Here is a 15522-nt window from a genome sequence, read left to right as displayed (position 1 = left end):
ACATTTGAAATTATCAAAATTACGGCTGTAACTAAACCTCAAACATTTCACCTCCCATTCTTTTGCATCATATTCGAAAATTTACTATAGGGATAATTAATGCACCTAGTTTATTGACTAATTAGTTAATTAATATACAAATGCTTTTGAATTTGGCCATAACCTAAAAAAACATTGGGCTCTATTGAGAACTCAATGTCTGATTATATTTCAATGTATGTTCGCAAGAAATGGTCCGAGTTTACGCCGGATATACCATTCGATTACGATTAAATTCGGTACCCAACATAACCAAGCAATAACAGCATAATAATACTGAAAATTTTCATCCCCGTATAGGATGGTAAACAGAGGTAACCAGATACGTAAGGTCACTGCCGCAAACGTTAAAGCATAATTTCTTAGCATCCATTTTTGATGAGCTTGAATGTTTCGATGTTTGATTTTTATGAGCGCTTGCAACATTGTCAATAACCAACCTATCGATAATAAACCAAAGCCCAATTGCGAGACCCATCCCCCTGTGGCGTTGAATGCTAAATAAAGACCTGCACTACCGCCGAACAAAATACTGGCACAATATAGTTTCCCCAATATTCGATGACGTTTTACATTGTTCTCTCTTAATTTTGAGGACAAGGTAAAAGGACCAATTATTAACGCTAACACTCCGAAAATAATATGAATATACAGCACGATGAACCACAATGAGTGTAAAGTAGCATTTAGCATAAGCTTTAACTGAACAAAACCTGCTTGCTGTGCATCCAACACAATATATTGAACGATAGAATAGCCCGCTATTAAAAATGCCAAGACACTCATGATCAACCACAATTTCTTCTTAATAGATGCAGCTCCTTTCTTCCCTAATATAGATTATTTATTATTATGTACTAGTTGAAAGCGGTACGCTGCAATGGAGGGCCGGTTAAAAGGCATGCAAATCGCTCCACACCTAGGTATTTTTCTCCTAAACTCGTAATGTGAAATCCTATATTTTTATAAAAAATCACAGCATCTCTATCCGTTTCAGCATAAATGGAAGAAAATGAATGATGATGGTTAATAAATTGTACCATCTCACCCCCAATGCCTTTCCCACGATGCGCTGGTGATACAGCAATATGTTTAATGACACACTGATGTGCATCAACTAATTCAATACCTAGACAGCCAACAAGTTCTTGATCCATGTAATAGCCATATAATTTTCTTGCTGGGGCATGTATATACAAATCATATTCCTGATCCACTTTTGTTTTTGATGTGGCATAGGATAATAAAACTTTCACTGTAGGCTGAATAGGAATAGATTGAATAATTTCCATAGAACTCTTCCTTTCGATTATGGTTATACAGATAGGCCTTGGTTTCATTGTTAAATTACTGACTGGATTTTATTTCTTCAAAACTTTTTTCCACAATACTAAAACGAACATCATTAGAATTAAAATAGTCATTCCAATAAAAATCATTGAAAGTGGATCAACAAGTATAAAATAGCTGTCTCTTATCTGATAGTTGCTACTCATGGAATACCTCTTATTCATAAAGTTAGAAGTTCGTATTTTTGTTTAATCTAAAACCTTCTCAAAACTTAAGATAACTTTATCTTCGTAAATTCTCTCATCAAATTGTATAAAACTAAGCGACGACCAGAAGTTTACTGCATTTTTATTGGTAGAATGAACAGCAATATGAATACATTTTACTTGTTGGCTTCTCATCCGTTCCTCATACAACATGTAAATTTTTTTGGCATATCCTAAACCTTGATATTTTTTGTGTACCGCCAACAAACTTATCCAAGGTTTTTGATGACGAGGGCTTGACATTCCATAATCCAAAATAGCTATAAAGTCATCCCCTTTTTTCACCAAATATCTTTCAATCTGTAATTCTTCTGTTTCTTCATGTATATCTAAAATATCCTCATTCCCAAGAACTTTTTTATCATAGGCAATTAAATTATATTCCTGATTCGAATTCATAATGTCCTTTTCGGTTTCCACAAATTTCATATCATTTTTAAGAAAGGTAAACATTTTTTATTTCTCCTTTTCTTTTGTTAATTTCATAGTACCTCAAATCGGATTTCAATGGCGTTTAATTATGGATTAGAAGTAGACCATTATTATATCGAGGACTCTTTTTTAGCTTACATTAGACGAATACCCCACTCCCTTCAATGACAAATTACATACTATAAATTGAAGAAAGGAGAGGTTTTCATGGGATATTACGGAAACGTAGGAAACGCAGGATATTATGGTAATGTAGGTAATTACGGTTGTTGTTACAGCGGTTATGGGAATGAATATAGCATGGGCTACTGCATGGACCACGGCAAAGGTAATAGTTCAACATTTGTCTTAATCGTTATTCTATTCATTCTACTCATTATCGTTGGCGCAACATTCATGCAAAAAGAAGATTGTTAATTAGTTAGTTGTAAAACAAATAACTATAACTCTTTCTGTCAATAATCCAAGGGTCACACTCAGCTGTGGCCCTTGGTTTTTTAGAAAGAAAAAGAAAAGCAACCGACTAGTATTTAGCAATTAGTCTTGAATAGCTGCCTCTAACGCTACAACCATCATGTCGTTGAATTACTTGTACTTTTTTTAAAGGACAAGATACCTTCATTAATGTTGATTTAATAACATTCTATACTATTCAAAATGCATCTAAAATTGTTTACTTTTTTATTGTGTTAACTAAATATAAGATGTTGGTCGCTTTTTGGTCGCCAAAAGTCGCCTTATTTTTGTTAAAAAACTTAAAGACCATCACGGAGTGGTCTTTGTTGTAATAATTTTTATTTTCCGTTATATTTTAAATCGACATTTCTATTGTGGAATTTCATAATAGTAAAGACTATTATCATCTGTTCGTCCTTTAATAATTGTGCCTGAACTATTATTAATTAAATTTGATACCCAATATCGATATTTTTCACCCTTTTTAAAAATATTTTCAGGCGTCGGGATCAGAAGTTACAACTTACATCTGGTGAAGCTTGGAAACCGATGAAGGATAATGAGGACAACTCGAAAAATCTACTATTCACAAAAACAAACGTCTTTCCCTTACATCCAGATATCAAGAACAACGTGGGCATGTTATCACTCAAGAATCGATTAATATTTATAGCCATTTAACTATGAAAGATAAAGAAAAAGCAACCGACTACTCAACTCCATTTTACAAAAAATGGTCGGTTTTGGTCGATTGCTTTTATTAATGGTATTTAACACACGTTGAAAACGCTGTTATATCAATTAGTCTTGAATAGCTGCCTCTAACGCTACAACCATCATGTCGTTGAAAGTCGTTTGACGTTCTTCTGAAGTTGTTACTTCGCCAGTTAAAATGTGGTCACTTACTGTTAGAACAGAAAGTGCTTTACGCCCGAATTTAGCTGCTAATGTGTACAGAGCTGCTGATTCCATTTCTACGGCTAGTACACCGTATTGTGCTAATTTTTCATTTTGATGCTCATCTGAGTAGAATAAATCTGCTGTGAAGATATTCCCCACTTGTAAGTTAAGTCCAGCATCTTTTCCTGCGTTATACGCTTTTAATAATAGGTCAAAGTCTGCGATTGGTGCGAAGTCGATAGCACCGCCCCAAATGATTTGGTTCATACGTGTATCAGATGTTGCTGCTTGCGCTAAAATCACGTCACGCACTTTCACATCTTTTTGAATTGCACCACAAGTACCTACACGGATTAATTTTTGAACATCATATTCTTGCATTAATTCTGTCGCATAGATTGAAATAGATGGCACACCCATACCAGTTCCTTGTACTGAAATACGTTTGCCTTTATACGTACCTGTATAACCAAACATATTACGTACCTCATTGTAGCAAGTTACATCTTCTAAAAATGTTTCCGCGATGTATTTTGCACGAAGTGGATCTCCTGGAAGTAAAATTGTGTCAGCGATTTCACCTTTTTTTGCATTAATATGAACACTCATACTGCAATCCCTCTTTTCTGTCAGTTATCACTATAAATAATACTGTGTTTCTGTCATTTACGCAATGCTAGACGTCTAGCAACTTAAAAATTATTTATAGTTTTCGTACAATTTATGCCTGTCCCTCATATAACTCCCACAAATGATCAAAAGCTTCAATCGTTAAATTTTCTGTAGCATAAGATTCAATGTAGTTGGATAACTCATTAAAGTCTGCACTTTGCTTTGGAAAATTATGCTCATGAAACATTTCCTCTGCAAACCGTACCTTGGCATCTGACCAGTCGCCGCCTCGAAATGTAAGGACATATAAATAAAAACTTTTTTTCATCACACAATTTCCCCTTTTTTGCATTTACTTTTCGATAGTGTAGCAGAAAAAAAGGTATTCGTCATAATTCCCACTACTAAGATATATTTCCTATTCTCGATTTTAGAACTATTTTCTTGGTCATCCTGACTTTTGTCACAGTTATATCTATCAGAAAAATTTTAATTTTTAGAAAAAATAATAGAAAAATCTAGTAAAATAAGATAAAATTGAAATCGATTACTAAAAAATAGGAAGGTGATGCGATGAAAAAGACTAAAAAAACTCATGATGCAGCAAAAAAACGCCCGACTCTCTTCACTTTTAGCTTTTTTAAAGGAAAGAAAGCTTCAATACAAGAGGAAACCGGGATCAATCCCCCTCCTATGAAAGAAAAACGACAACGTTTTTACCATTTAATTCGGGGCAAAGTGCTTATTATGTTCGCACTTCTTATTGTAATTAACGGTGTTATGGGTATATTGTCTTATGTCAATATACAGAAGCTTCAGCAGGAGATGGAAGATTTCACTAAGAAAAATGTCCTAGAGCAATTAACAGTTAACCAACTTGCGTATGAGATAGCAAGGTTAACGAATTTGGAACAAAGTTACTTAATAACAGGGAATGGCATTTATTCTACCTCCTATCATTTAAAAATTGATACCATTAATAAAAAATTAGCAGTATTAAATGAACAATTTCAGGATCGGCAAGTTGAGCTTGGTCATATGCAGGCCATCGACCAATATTATAAAAATTACCTGGATTATTCAAAAAAAGTAATGACTATGCGTGATGAACTTGGTCTCGAACAGGCTCGTAAGCTCATGATGGGGGCTACTGGAGAAACAATGAAAACGCATATTGATAATAATATTGAATCCATAAATATGGTGATGGATGAGTCGAATAAAGCAAAGTTAGACAAGCTTAATCAGCAAGTCAATCTTTCAATCACTACATTTTTTATTGTATCCATTATCGGCTTTTTAGCGATCGTCATTTTTGGTTTCATGCTCTTTAAATCTTTGAAGCGTAATACACAAGCGATTAATGATTCCATCCTTGATATTGCTCAGGCAGGCGGCGATTTAACAAGACGTGTGAAAGTGCGAAATCGCGATGAATTTTCCACTATTGCCGCTTCTACAAATACATTGATTGAGTCGATTTCCAATTTAATTCGACGTGTAAGCGAACTGGCTGATCATGTATCAAGTAGTAGTCAGGAGCTCATGTCGTTAGCAGATGAAAATGCTCGTACCATTCAAGATATTGCGGATGCAACAGCCGATATTGCAAGCGATAGTGATAATACCATTTCTAGTATGAATAGTGCGCAACAAAAAATGAGCGACCTAGAGCACTCTATGCATCAATTAAATGAACAAGCGAGTGCCGTACATCGTGCCTCTATAGCCATGCAGCAAGCAGCCGATGAAGGAAGCCTTTCTGTGGAGCAATCTTCGCTGGTTATGCAATCAATCGAAGAAACAATGGCTTCCACAACATCAACGGTCGAGGCGTTAGGTCGAAAATCTGCCGACATTACATCGATCATTGGTACCATTACAGCTATTTCCGAGCAAACAAATCTATTAGCTTTAAATGCAGCAATTGAAGCAGCTCGAGCTGGCGAGCATGGTCGGGGCTTTGCCGTGGTAGCGGATGAAGTTCGTAAACTAGCAGAACAATCCCAAAGTGCCGCCAAGGAAGTAACTGCGATAGTGACATCTATTCAGAATGAAGTCACATCGATCATTGCCCAAAACCATGAAGGGGTCACTACTGTCATTCGTGGCGTTGAAGTGACCAATGAAACTAATCAATCCTTGGCCAACATTTTATCGCATACAGAAGAAACTACAACGATTATAGCAGCCATGGTGGATAAAATTGCATCGACACTGGACTTTAGCAACGCAGTAGCAAGCGACTTCATTCACGTCAATGCCTATGCCGAGCAGTCCGCAGCTAACACTGTAACATCCGCCGCCGCTGCCACCCAGGGCTCCGCTTCCATGCAGGAAATCAACGCGGCTGCCACAGAGCTTGCCCAACAAGCAGACAGCCTCCGTAATCTAGTAGGCGCATTTAAAGTTTAAGTTTTATTGCGAATTTCTGAGGAGGATCCTTTCGTTGGAGGATCCCTCTTTTTTTGGCTGGAGGGGGTTCAATTGGGGAGATATGGATTAGCCATAGTCAGGTCGGCTATCCGTCTCTTTGAATTGTCTCCTGCTATGTAGTGTTTTATCCATTCCTCTGAGCGGGCTATCCACCACTTTTCACTTTCTATCCGTCACTTTGAGAGTTTTATCCGTCACTTTGCTATTTTGCACCTTTATATTGGAGAATCCTCTCACTTGATGCGACTTCCCTTCGATTTTAGCATTCTATCCATCGCTCTGAGCGGGCTATCCACCAATTTTCACTTTCTATCCGTCACTTTGAGAGCTTTATCCGTCACTTTGCTATTTTGCACCTTTATATTGGGGAATCCCCTCACTTAATGCGGCTTTCCTTCAACTTTAGAGTCCTATCCATCGCTCTTAGCGGGCTATCCTTCACTTTTCGATGGCTATCCACCACTTTGAGAGTTCTATCCGTCTCTTTTCACTTTCTATCCGTCACTTTGCTATTGCTTGCCATTCATCTGAACTCTCCCTCCCTCTACACCCACCAAAACAAAAAAATCCTAGCAAGATCGCTCTTGCTAGGATTTTTTATTTGAATAATGATAGGAATTGGCCGTAGCCTTCTTTTTCTAGATCTTCTTTTGCTATGAAGCGAAGGGATGCTGAGTTAATGCAGTAGCGTAGGCCTCCTAGTTCGCTTGGGCCGTCTGGGAAGACATGTCCTAAATGGGAGTCTGCTTCTTTACTGCGTACTTCTACTCGGCGCATACCGTGGGTTGTGTCGAAGTGCTCGGTTACTTCTTCTTTTTGGATGGGCTTCGTAAATGCTGGCCATCCACAGCCTGAGTTGTATTTGTCCAATGAGCTGAATAGTGGTTTTCCAGAGACGATATCTACATAGATGCCCTCTTCAAAATGCTCATCGAACTCATTGCGAAACGGTGGTTCTGTGCCATTTTCCTGTGTCACGTAATATTGCATGTCTGTAAGTTCTTTTAAACGTTGTTCTTTATTCATGTTTATTCCCCCAGTGATGCTCTTGATACGCTCGGCGACCGCTTCCAACCGAATAGCGTTCGTAGTGCATTGGATTTTTCTTATAATAATATTGGTGATAGTCCTCAGCCGGGTAAAATGTGCTAGCAGGTAAGATTTTCACCATGATCGGTTTATCAAACTTTCCAGAAGCTTCTAGATCAGCCTTTGAACGCTCTGCTAGTTGACGTTGTTCTTCATTATGATAGTAAATGGCTGTTGTGTAGGATTCGCCGCGATCATAAAACTGTCCACCTGCATCTGTCGGGTCTATTAAGGTCCAATAGATAGACAGTAGTTGCTCATAGCTATAAAGATCATCATCGTATACGATTTGCACGGCTTCGGCATGTCCAGTAGTTTCTGAGCACACTTGCTCATAGGTTGGATTGACAACATGTCCACCTGTATAGCCAGATAGCACCGATTCAATGCCAGGTGTTTCGTCAAATGGCTTGACCATACACCAAAAACAGCCTCCTGCAAATGTTGCATATTGCTTTGCCATTCATTTCACTCCTTATTCACCAGGAACAATAATTTCTAATAAAATTTTGTCATTTGGTAAGTCCAATTCTTTAGCACGGACGCGTGATCCGGATGCTATGTTAATGCGAGATAAATCAATATAGATTTCTGCTTTATTTGGGTTCACGGTAATCCATGAAGGGAATTCCACCGAATCCCGCATAATTTTCATCGTCGTCTCCGGCGGAATATTTAATAGCCCGACATTCATCCCCGTTTGCTTTAAAATAATATTGCCCTTGTCATCTACAATGGGTTCAAAATTCATGGAAATCGGAATTTCCGTGTAAAACACCGTGAGCGTGCTTCGTAATTGAATATCATCGCCGATTGTAAAATCAAGTGGTAAAGGCGAGCCTTTTGCTGCATCCTTTAAATATTTTTTGGAAATCGATTCTAATTCCTTTGTTGTGGTTTGCACCACGAGTACATTTCCTTTGCTTTCACTTTCACCTGCTGAACGCTTGGCAACATCGACTCCATCTACTGGTCTAGTTGCTAAAAAAACGACGAGGAGGATTGCAAAAAGCACTGTGCCTGCTAAGGCGAAAAACGCGACTTTCCATTTATTCATTTTGTCACTCCTCGAAGCCTATTGCCTTGTTAATCTTTTCTTCCATACCACACTGCTCCATTGCCGCTAGTATACGTTCTGTCATTTTTTCATATCCCTTTGCATTGGGGTGGAAAAAATCTGTATGATAGACGAGCTCTTCATTTGAATCAAATAAATCCTCCACCGATACATAGCAAGCATTGGAATCTTCACTCGCTACTTCCTCAATCACATTATTCCATTCTGTGATAATTGTATCGAATTCATTCGCCTCATTGGTCACAATCGAAAACGGATTATAGAAACCAATGAGTAGGATGGGCACTGTCGGATTTTTTGCACGAATGCCTTCAACGATTTTGCTATAGCGCTGCTTATACGTCCGCAATTCTTTATCGAATGCGTCACGCTTTAAATTAAACAAATCCTGTTTAACAACTTTCATGACATCATTGCCACCCATTGTTAAAGAAATGAGCTGCGCTTGTTGCAACTCTTCATCATAATGCCCTTTTTTCACTAATTTTAGTAGCTGATCACTACGTCTACCACGTTTGCCACGATTATCAACATCTACCTCGGAAATCGAGGGCCACGTAAGCAATGAATCTGCTAATCTTCCTACATAACCGTCTTGACTATACTCATCACCGACACCATCTGTTAATGAATCTCCTAGTGCCAGATAATGCAGTTGCTTTGCATTTTCTTCATCAATTTGCGATAAATCCTCTGCTGATGGCTCAAAAAAATGTTCAAAAATTTGCGTCAACATATTCTTGGAGGTTTTTTCCTCTTCTACTGTTTGTTGCTCATCCTGCGTCATATCTTGCTCCGTTTCTGCTTGCTCACCGTCAGGCTCTGCTTGCGGATTCGGCTCATCGATTGATATTGCACAACCACTAAGTACTAAGACGGCCAAACATGACAACATAAATCGCCGAATGTCCATTTGACCACCTTCCATCCCTTTCTGTACCTTCTATTATAGAATAGTTCATACCCTAATGAAAAGTGACTTACTCTCTGTTCTCCATAATTTTGTGTTGTTGCCAAAATTCCTCTTTTCCAAATAGCGAACAAGTATCCAGCTAAAAGGGCCAAAACGAAAAAAGCCACTACATTTACTTATGTAGTAGCTCCTCACTATTATTCTGCAAAATAAATAAATCCGATGGCACCCGATCCAGTATGTGTCGAAATAATTGGAGATGTAAAGGCAATCTCAACGTCATTAAAGCCAGTACCTTCGATTAACTCTTTTAATGGATTCCCCATTGTGATGAGGCCATCTGCATGAGAAATACCGACAGCTTTGACTGTTTTCCCAGCCGTATCAGCTTGGAATTGTTTAAATAAGTAATTCACTACCTGTTTATGGCTACGCACCTTGGAAACGGGATTGTAAACGCCACCCTCTAAATTAGCAATAACTTTGATGTTCAGCAATGAACCGATAAAGCCTGTACCTTTACCAATTCTACCGCCCTTAATTAGATTTTCAAGCGTATCCACAATTACATATAAATGTGTGTTTGCACGTACTTTATCCAGACGAGCTACGATTTCCTCAACTGTTGCTCCAGCATCGCGCATTTTAATAGCCTCACGTAGCTGAATAGCTAAACCGATTGCAATAAAGCGTGAATCAATCACCGTCACATCAGCGTCTGTCATTTGAGCCGCTTGTCGTGCTGACTCTACCGTGCCACTCATACCACCTGTCATATGGATGGAGAGAATTTGATCGCCATCCTTGCCTAGCTCATCATATAATTCCTTAAATTTACCTGGTGCAGGCTGTGAACTTTTCGGCAAATTTTTAGCATTTTTCATCAAGCCTAAAAAGGGTTGTGGCTCTAAATCCACACCATCTATATATGTTTCACCATCAATTTGAATTGTTAATGGCACGATATGTATGCCATGCTGTGCTACTTCTTCTTTTGTTAAATCACAAGTTGAGTCCGTTACTATATGAATTCGTCCCACTTCGACACATCCTTTTACTTCATTAAAATTTATTATATAGACTAATGAATCATTATGTAAACATGACATTTGTCATTAGGCAAAGCCTTGATTTTTTGAAAATGTAAACGCTACCTTTGATACTATAGCGTTTCCTTTATCTCTTGTCTATCAAAGCCCCTAAAAGAATATGACAGCCTTATGACATTTTTGATATGAAATATATGACAAATGTAAATGTTCATGTATAAATTATTGGGGTATAGTAAATACATGAACGAAAGGAGTGTTGTAAATGATTGATTCATTTGACTATAAATCTTGGAAGGAAGAACTGTGGAATGCCATTACACACGGTATTGGTTTTATTGCAAGTATTCCGGCTCTAGTTGTTTTACTGCTTACAGCTGTGCAAACAGGTAATGCTCTACATATTACTACTTTTAGTATTTTTGGCGTCTCTGTCATCATCCTGTTTTTAATGTCCACATTGCTACACAGTATGCCAGAAAAATATAAACACTTTTTCGCTATTTTGGACCATTCGTCCATTTACATTTTAATTGCCGGTACGTATACGCCGTTTTTATTAATTGCGGTGGGTGGCACCCTAGCCATTACTTTATTATGTATTATTTGGTCACTCGCAATATTAGGTGTTCTTTTTAAATGTTTCTTCATTAACCGCTTTGAAGTGCTATCCTTAATTTTTTATATTGGCATGGGCTGGCTCATCATTTTTGCTATTAAGCCTGTTTATTTATACTTAGGATTTTATGGCTTTGCTTTACTACTTGCAGGTGGACTGTTCTATACAATTGGAGCCATCTTTTATGCTTGGCGCTCTCTACCTTATAACCATGCAATCTGGCATCTTTTTGTGCTAGCTGGCTGTGCTTCCATGTACGCTTGTGTGTACTTCTATTTATAAAAAAAGTCGCTCCCTTCATAAGAGGGCACTGAAAAACTTATGTTTTCATAAAAGCGAACCTTTTTCAGATAAAAATAAGGCACTTCTTGTTCAATTTTGAACAGGAAGTGCCTTATTTCTGTCTCACTGGATCTTCTGTTGCCATATCCAAGAAATAGTTGAATGACAGCGCTCTACTAGGTCGACGTCTGATACATCATTAATCGCTTTTAATAAAAAGTACTTAAACATGCGAATTGGAGGAATGGCATTACGTCCATTGTCTAAACAATATTTTGTTTTTAGCTCTTCTAAAATGAATGAAAAATCAACAAGTTCATTGATCTGACGAAGCATATTATCTTTTGGCACAACAATATCGTAGATTGCCATGTATGGACTTAAATTAAGGGTTTCCTGATTTGAAATCATTGGGGCACCACCTACATATTCATTCTTTTATTATAAAGGAAAGTGTGACTAAAATAATAGAATGATACATTGCGTTGTTTGGAGAAGCATCGCTCGACTCCTGCGGGAAAGCGAGACAGACGAGACCCCGCACGAAGCGAAGCGTAGGAGGAGACTCGGCGCTCGCCCGCGGAAAGCGAGCGGAATGCTTCGGAAAACAACAGTAGAGTCACAGTGCCAAATGAAAAAAAAGATATGGACTTTTTCAGTGCCCTTCTTCATAAGGAGCGATTTTTTATGGATTCTCTTAAAAGCTCAATAGCTTCCCTTACTTCTTTTTCATGCTCCTCATTACTCAAATTATTTCTGGCATGAAGTAATACTGGCCTCAAGGATTCAACGGATCGCCCGAATGCATTCATCCATTCATAGCGGGGCACCATCCAAGTATGGAAATGATGAGTCGTATCTTCGTTGTAAAAATAATAAACATATTCAATGCCCAATACTTCCCTTTGAGCTTGTCTAATTATTGTTAAGAGATTGATGTAATCCAGTTTTTCGTCATTATTTAATTCATCGAAGCAATGGATGTGACGCTTTGAAGCTAAAATAACTAATCCCTTGATTGGATAAGCTACATCCTGGTGGGCGTGAAAATAATCCGTTTCAATGATAACACCACCATTGGGCTTGACCTGTCCACTTATGATGGCACAGCTCAAGCAATCAACTTGAGCAATTTCTCCACTCGATAATCGTATGTTGCGCATCAATATCTCCCCTAAATATAGAAATAGCACGGTCTATCAAAACCGTGCTTTTCCCATGTTATTTACGCTCAAAAATTTGATATTGGAAAGTATAGCCTTCTGAAGCTGTTTCGGGCTGTTCAGCAGAAACCTTTACAAACTTCTCCTCATAGCTCGGGAAAAAGGTATCGCCCCGAAATGAATGATTGATTTTTGTAATATATAAGCGATCTGCCATTTCCATTGATAAACGGAAAATTTGCTCACCGCCAATAATCATGATTTCCTCTACATCCCCTGCTATCGCTATTGCTTCTTCTAGGCTCGTCACAGTTTCAGTGCCTTCTGCGTGATAATTTTCATCTCGTGTAATAACAATATTGCGGCGTCCAGGTAGTGGACGACCAATGGATTCAAACGTTTTTCGTCCCATAATCATTGGCTTGCCCATTGTTTTGTTTTTGAAATACTGCAAATCTCCCGGTAAATGCCAAGGCATTCCGTTATTATAACCAATTACATGGTTGTCATCATGTGCCACAATTAAAGAAATCATACTGTCCCTCCAAATACTTTCTTCCCTTTTATTATAAACACAATTCGTTGATTTCACCTCTATTATGAAAGAATTTTCTTTTTCTAAAATTAAATCCTAGTAAAATTATATGAATAGTTTATAATATAAGTAATAAACGTCACGATAAAGGACTGATGAGGATGACTACTTTAAGAAAAGAAGCTGTTCATTATATTCAAGATCAACAAGTTGCTACACCCTACTATCAAGTTACACCACAGGAAGCTCGCGCGATGCGTACGGTTACGCCATGGCAATCACCCCATAAGCCAATATTAGCGGCGATGCAAGATCAACTAATTACCATGCGTGATGGGGCTCAAATTACGCTACGACTTTATATACCTACTCATGATCAACCATTACCTGTTATTGTTTATTATCATGGCGGTGGCTGGGTATATGGTAATTTAGAGTCTGTTGATGCTGGCTGTCAGCTTTTAGCAGACCAAGCGCAAGCAATTGTCGTTTCAGTGGATTATCGTTTGGCTCCTGAATTTCCTTTTCCAACTCCATTGCAGGATGCCTACGATAGCTTAGTATGGGTGCATGACCATATCGAAGCATATGGTGGCGATGCTGCTCGGTTGACCGTGGCTGGGGACAGTGCTGGCGGAAATTTAGCAACGGTCGTGGCCTACTTAGCTGTAACTTCAGGTGGACCATCATTGCAAGCACAAGCACTCATTTATCCTGTTACGAATGTGGATTTTACGACCGTTTCCTATCAGGCTTATGGAGAAAAGTTCGGCCTAGATAAACAGGGCATGCAATGGTTTTCTCAACACTATACAGATGAATCGAACTTTACAAATCCATTGGTGTCTCCCCTACTGCTCGAGGATGTAAGACGTATGCCTAAAACACTCCTCATTGCAGCAGAGGCAGATGTCCTCTTTGATGAAGGTTTAAGTTATGCCCAAAAATTGTCTGACTCTGGAGTACCTGTGGAGCATATAACCATGTCTGGTTTAATTCATAGCTATTTTAGCAAAATGAATTATTTTGAAGAGGCAACAATCGAAACGGTGGCAAAAATTGCTGAATTCCTGAAATAAGTTTGGCTATCCCATCCAAACAGTGCGATAATAAAGCAAAACGTTTTTAAAGGATGACAACATGACACAAATAATTGCACTACAAATAAAACAGCCTTTTGCTGATCAATTAAAAAAAGGCTACCCATTAATTTCAAAAGATGCAGTGGATGCACGACAACTACCTTACGAGCAAGGGACTCTACTTAAGCTGATGGATCACCATAATCGTTTTATTGGTACAGGTTACTACGGTATTCAAAATAAAGGGATTGGCTGGGTCCTGACGACAGATATAAATGAAACCATTGATAAAGCTTTTTTCATTAAAAAATTCAAAAAAGCCATACAGCTACGAGAAGCATTCTTCCAGAATGAACATACAACAGCCTTCCGTGTTTTCAATGGCGAGGGTGATGGTATCGGTGGCCTAACGATCGATTTCTTTAATGGCTACTATATGGTGAGTTGGTATAGCGAGGGTATTTACTCATTGAAAGAAGTCGTTTATGAGGCGCTTGCTGAAACCATCAACTACCAGGCCATTTATGAGAAAAAACGATTCGATAGTAAAGGGCAATATATGGAACAGGATGATTTTGTCATGGGGACTCCTGGCGAATTTCCAATCATGGTTAAGGAAAATGGGATGACCTATGCAGTCCATTTAAATGATGGTGCGATGACTGGGATTTTCCTTGATCAACGGGAAGTACGATTAGCTATTCGTGAGCGCTATGCGAGCACAACAAATATGCTAAATACCTTCTCCTACACAGGGGCATTTTCTGTAGCAGCCTCGCTTGGAGGAGCTACTAAAACAACAAGTGTCGATGTTGCAAAGCGCAGTTTAGCCAAAACGATTGAGCAGTTTAGCGTCAATCAAATTGATTATGAAGCGCAGGATATAAAAGTAATGGACGTTTTTCATTATTTTAAATATGCACAGCGTCACGAATTAAAATTTGACCTTGTTGTATTAGATCCACCAAGCTTTGCCCGCACAAAGCAAATGACGTTCTCAACGGCGAAGGACTATCCAAAATTACTGAAGGATACGATTGCGATTACAGCCAAAAATGGCATTATTGTGGCTTCCACAAACAACGCAAGCTTCGGTATGAAAAAGTTTAAAGGGTTTATCGACCAAGCATTTAAAGAGACTCGTACACGCTATAAAATTGTAGAGGAATACGGTTTACCAAAGGATTTCCGTGTGCCTCGTGAATATCCTGAATTTAATTATTTGAAGGTCGTTTTTATTCAAAAAATGGACTAACTCATCTGGAATCACACTTTGCTGTG

General features: G+C 38.3%; 17 protein-coding genes and 1 pseudogene. 5 read left to right on the top strand and 13 right to left on the bottom strand.

The features are described from left to right. Window positions 1-210: 210 nt before the first annotated feature. The 3 genes from MKY80_RS10630 to MKY80_RS10620 form a co-directional block, all read right to left on the bottom strand. On the bottom strand, window positions 211-849 hold the full coding sequence (locus MKY80_RS10630) for a DUF2306 domain-containing protein (RefSeq protein WP_043989830.1): 639 nt from the start codon (window positions 847-849) through the stop codon (window positions 211-213). 47 nt (window positions 850-896) lie between these two features. Beyond that, the gene (locus MKY80_RS10625) at window positions 897-1331 is read right to left on the bottom strand and encodes a GNAT family N-acetyltransferase (RefSeq protein WP_008174792.1); all 435 of its coding nucleotides are present in this window, start codon (window positions 1329-1331) and stop codon (window positions 897-899) included. Window positions 1332-1577: 246 nt separating this feature from the next. Continuing rightward, window positions 1578-2048 (bottom strand): GNAT family N-acetyltransferase, encoded by a 471-nt coding sequence (locus tag MKY80_RS10620; RefSeq protein ID WP_107922216.1) that lies wholly within the window; start codon window positions 2046-2048, stop codon window positions 1578-1580. Between the two features lie 186 nt (window positions 2049-2234). On the opposite strand from MKY80_RS10620, the gene MKY80_RS10615 reads away from it, so the two are divergent. After that, window positions 2235-2444, top strand: a complete 210-nt coding sequence (locus MKY80_RS10615) for a YjcZ family sporulation protein (RefSeq protein WP_025117240.1) — start codon at window positions 2235-2237, stop codon at window positions 2442-2444. Between the two features lie 840 nt (window positions 2445-3284). Here the strand turns inward: MKY80_RS10615 and deoD are convergent. Then, the gene (deoD, locus tag MKY80_RS10610; protein WP_008174795.1) at window positions 3285-3992 is read right to left on the bottom strand and encodes a purine-nucleoside phosphorylase; all 708 of its coding nucleotides are present in this window, start codon (window positions 3990-3992) and stop codon (window positions 3285-3287) included. A gap of 112 nt (window positions 3993-4104) precedes the next feature. Next, on the bottom strand, window positions 4105-4323 hold the full coding sequence (locus tag MKY80_RS10605; RefSeq protein ID WP_036224643.1) for a YozE family protein: 219 nt from the start codon (window positions 4321-4323) through the stop codon (window positions 4105-4107). A gap of 245 nt (window positions 4324-4568) precedes the next feature. Between MKY80_RS10605 and MKY80_RS10600 the strand changes: the two genes are divergently transcribed. Continuing rightward, the gene (locus tag MKY80_RS10600) at window positions 4569-6410 is read left to right on the top strand and encodes a methyl-accepting chemotaxis protein (RefSeq protein WP_342532893.1); all 1842 of its coding nucleotides are present in this window, start codon (window positions 4569-4571) and stop codon (window positions 6408-6410) included. Window positions 6411-7028: 618 nt separating this feature from the next. Here MKY80_RS10600 and msrB read toward each other — a convergent pair. The 5 genes from msrB to MKY80_RS10575 form a co-directional block, all read right to left on the bottom strand. Next, window positions 7029-7457: a peptide-methionine (R)-S-oxide reductase MsrB gene (msrB, locus tag MKY80_RS10595; RefSeq protein WP_008174799.1), complete on the bottom strand. Its 429-nt coding sequence runs from the start codon at window positions 7455-7457 to the stop codon at window positions 7029-7031. After that, a complete protein-coding gene (gene msrA / locus MKY80_RS10590) occupies window positions 7450-7983 on the bottom strand; it encodes a peptide-methionine (S)-S-oxide reductase MsrA (protein WP_008174800.1) in 534 nt (177 codons plus the stop codon). Before msrA ends, msrB begins: the two co-directional genes overlap by 8 nt. A gap of 12 nt (window positions 7984-7995) precedes the next feature. Then, a complete protein-coding gene (locus MKY80_RS10585) occupies window positions 7996-8577 on the bottom strand; it encodes a YpmS family protein (RefSeq protein ID WP_008174801.1) in 582 nt (193 codons plus the stop codon). A gap of 4 nt (window positions 8578-8581) precedes the next feature. Beyond that, the gene (locus MKY80_RS10580; protein ID WP_258954890.1) at window positions 8582-9493 is read right to left on the bottom strand and encodes a GDSL-type esterase/lipase family protein; all 912 of its coding nucleotides are present in this window, start codon (window positions 9491-9493) and stop codon (window positions 8582-8584) included. Between the two features lie 215 nt (window positions 9494-9708). Next, window positions 9709-10551 (bottom strand): DegV family protein, encoded by an 843-nt coding sequence (locus tag MKY80_RS10575; protein ID WP_342532888.1) that lies wholly within the window; start codon window positions 10549-10551, stop codon window positions 9709-9711. Between the two features lie 274 nt (window positions 10552-10825). On the opposite strand from MKY80_RS10575, the gene MKY80_RS10570 reads away from it, so the two are divergent. Beyond that, window positions 10826-11461 carry a hemolysin III family protein gene (locus tag MKY80_RS10570; RefSeq protein WP_008174804.1) on the top strand — a complete coding sequence of 212 codons (636 nt, stop codon included), beginning with the start codon at window positions 10826-10828 and terminating at the stop codon, window positions 11459-11461. 124 nt (window positions 11462-11585) lie between these two features. Here MKY80_RS10570 and MKY80_RS10565 read toward each other — a convergent pair. From MKY80_RS10565 to MKY80_RS10555, 3 genes and pseudogenes are all read right to left on the bottom strand, one after another. Continuing rightward, window positions 11586-11872, bottom strand: a pseudogene (locus MKY80_RS10565) (transposase); the annotation flags it as partial. A 257-nt stretch (window positions 11873-12129) separates the two neighbouring features. Next, window positions 12130-12624: a hypothetical protein gene (locus MKY80_RS10560; protein ID WP_008174807.1), complete on the bottom strand. Its 495-nt coding sequence runs from the start codon at window positions 12622-12624 to the stop codon at window positions 12130-12132. A 58-nt stretch (window positions 12625-12682) separates the two neighbouring features. Beyond that, complete coding sequence (locus tag MKY80_RS10555) at window positions 12683-13159, bottom strand: dihydrofolate reductase (protein WP_239355099.1); 477 nt, start codon at window positions 13157-13159, stop codon at window positions 12683-12685. A gap of 161 nt (window positions 13160-13320) precedes the next feature. Between MKY80_RS10555 and MKY80_RS10550 the strand changes: the two genes are divergently transcribed. Both MKY80_RS10550 and MKY80_RS10545 read left to right on the top strand, forming a co-directional pair. Then, the gene (locus tag MKY80_RS10550) at window positions 13321-14238 is read left to right on the top strand and encodes an alpha/beta hydrolase (RefSeq protein WP_008174811.1); all 918 of its coding nucleotides are present in this window, start codon (window positions 13321-13323) and stop codon (window positions 14236-14238) included. A gap of 61 nt (window positions 14239-14299) precedes the next feature. After that, window positions 14300-15496, top strand: a complete 1197-nt coding sequence (locus tag MKY80_RS10545; RefSeq protein ID WP_171364811.1) for a class I SAM-dependent rRNA methyltransferase — start codon at window positions 14300-14302, stop codon at window positions 15494-15496. Window positions 15497-15522: the final 26 nt, after the last annotated feature.

It is taken from the genome of Lysinibacillus sp. FSL R5-0849 (genome assembly GCF_038595075.1).
Lineage (GTDB): Bacteria > Bacillota > Bacilli > Bacillales_A > Planococcaceae > Lysinibacillus > Lysinibacillus fusiformis.
This window is presented reverse-complemented; position numbering and strand designations above follow the sequence as displayed.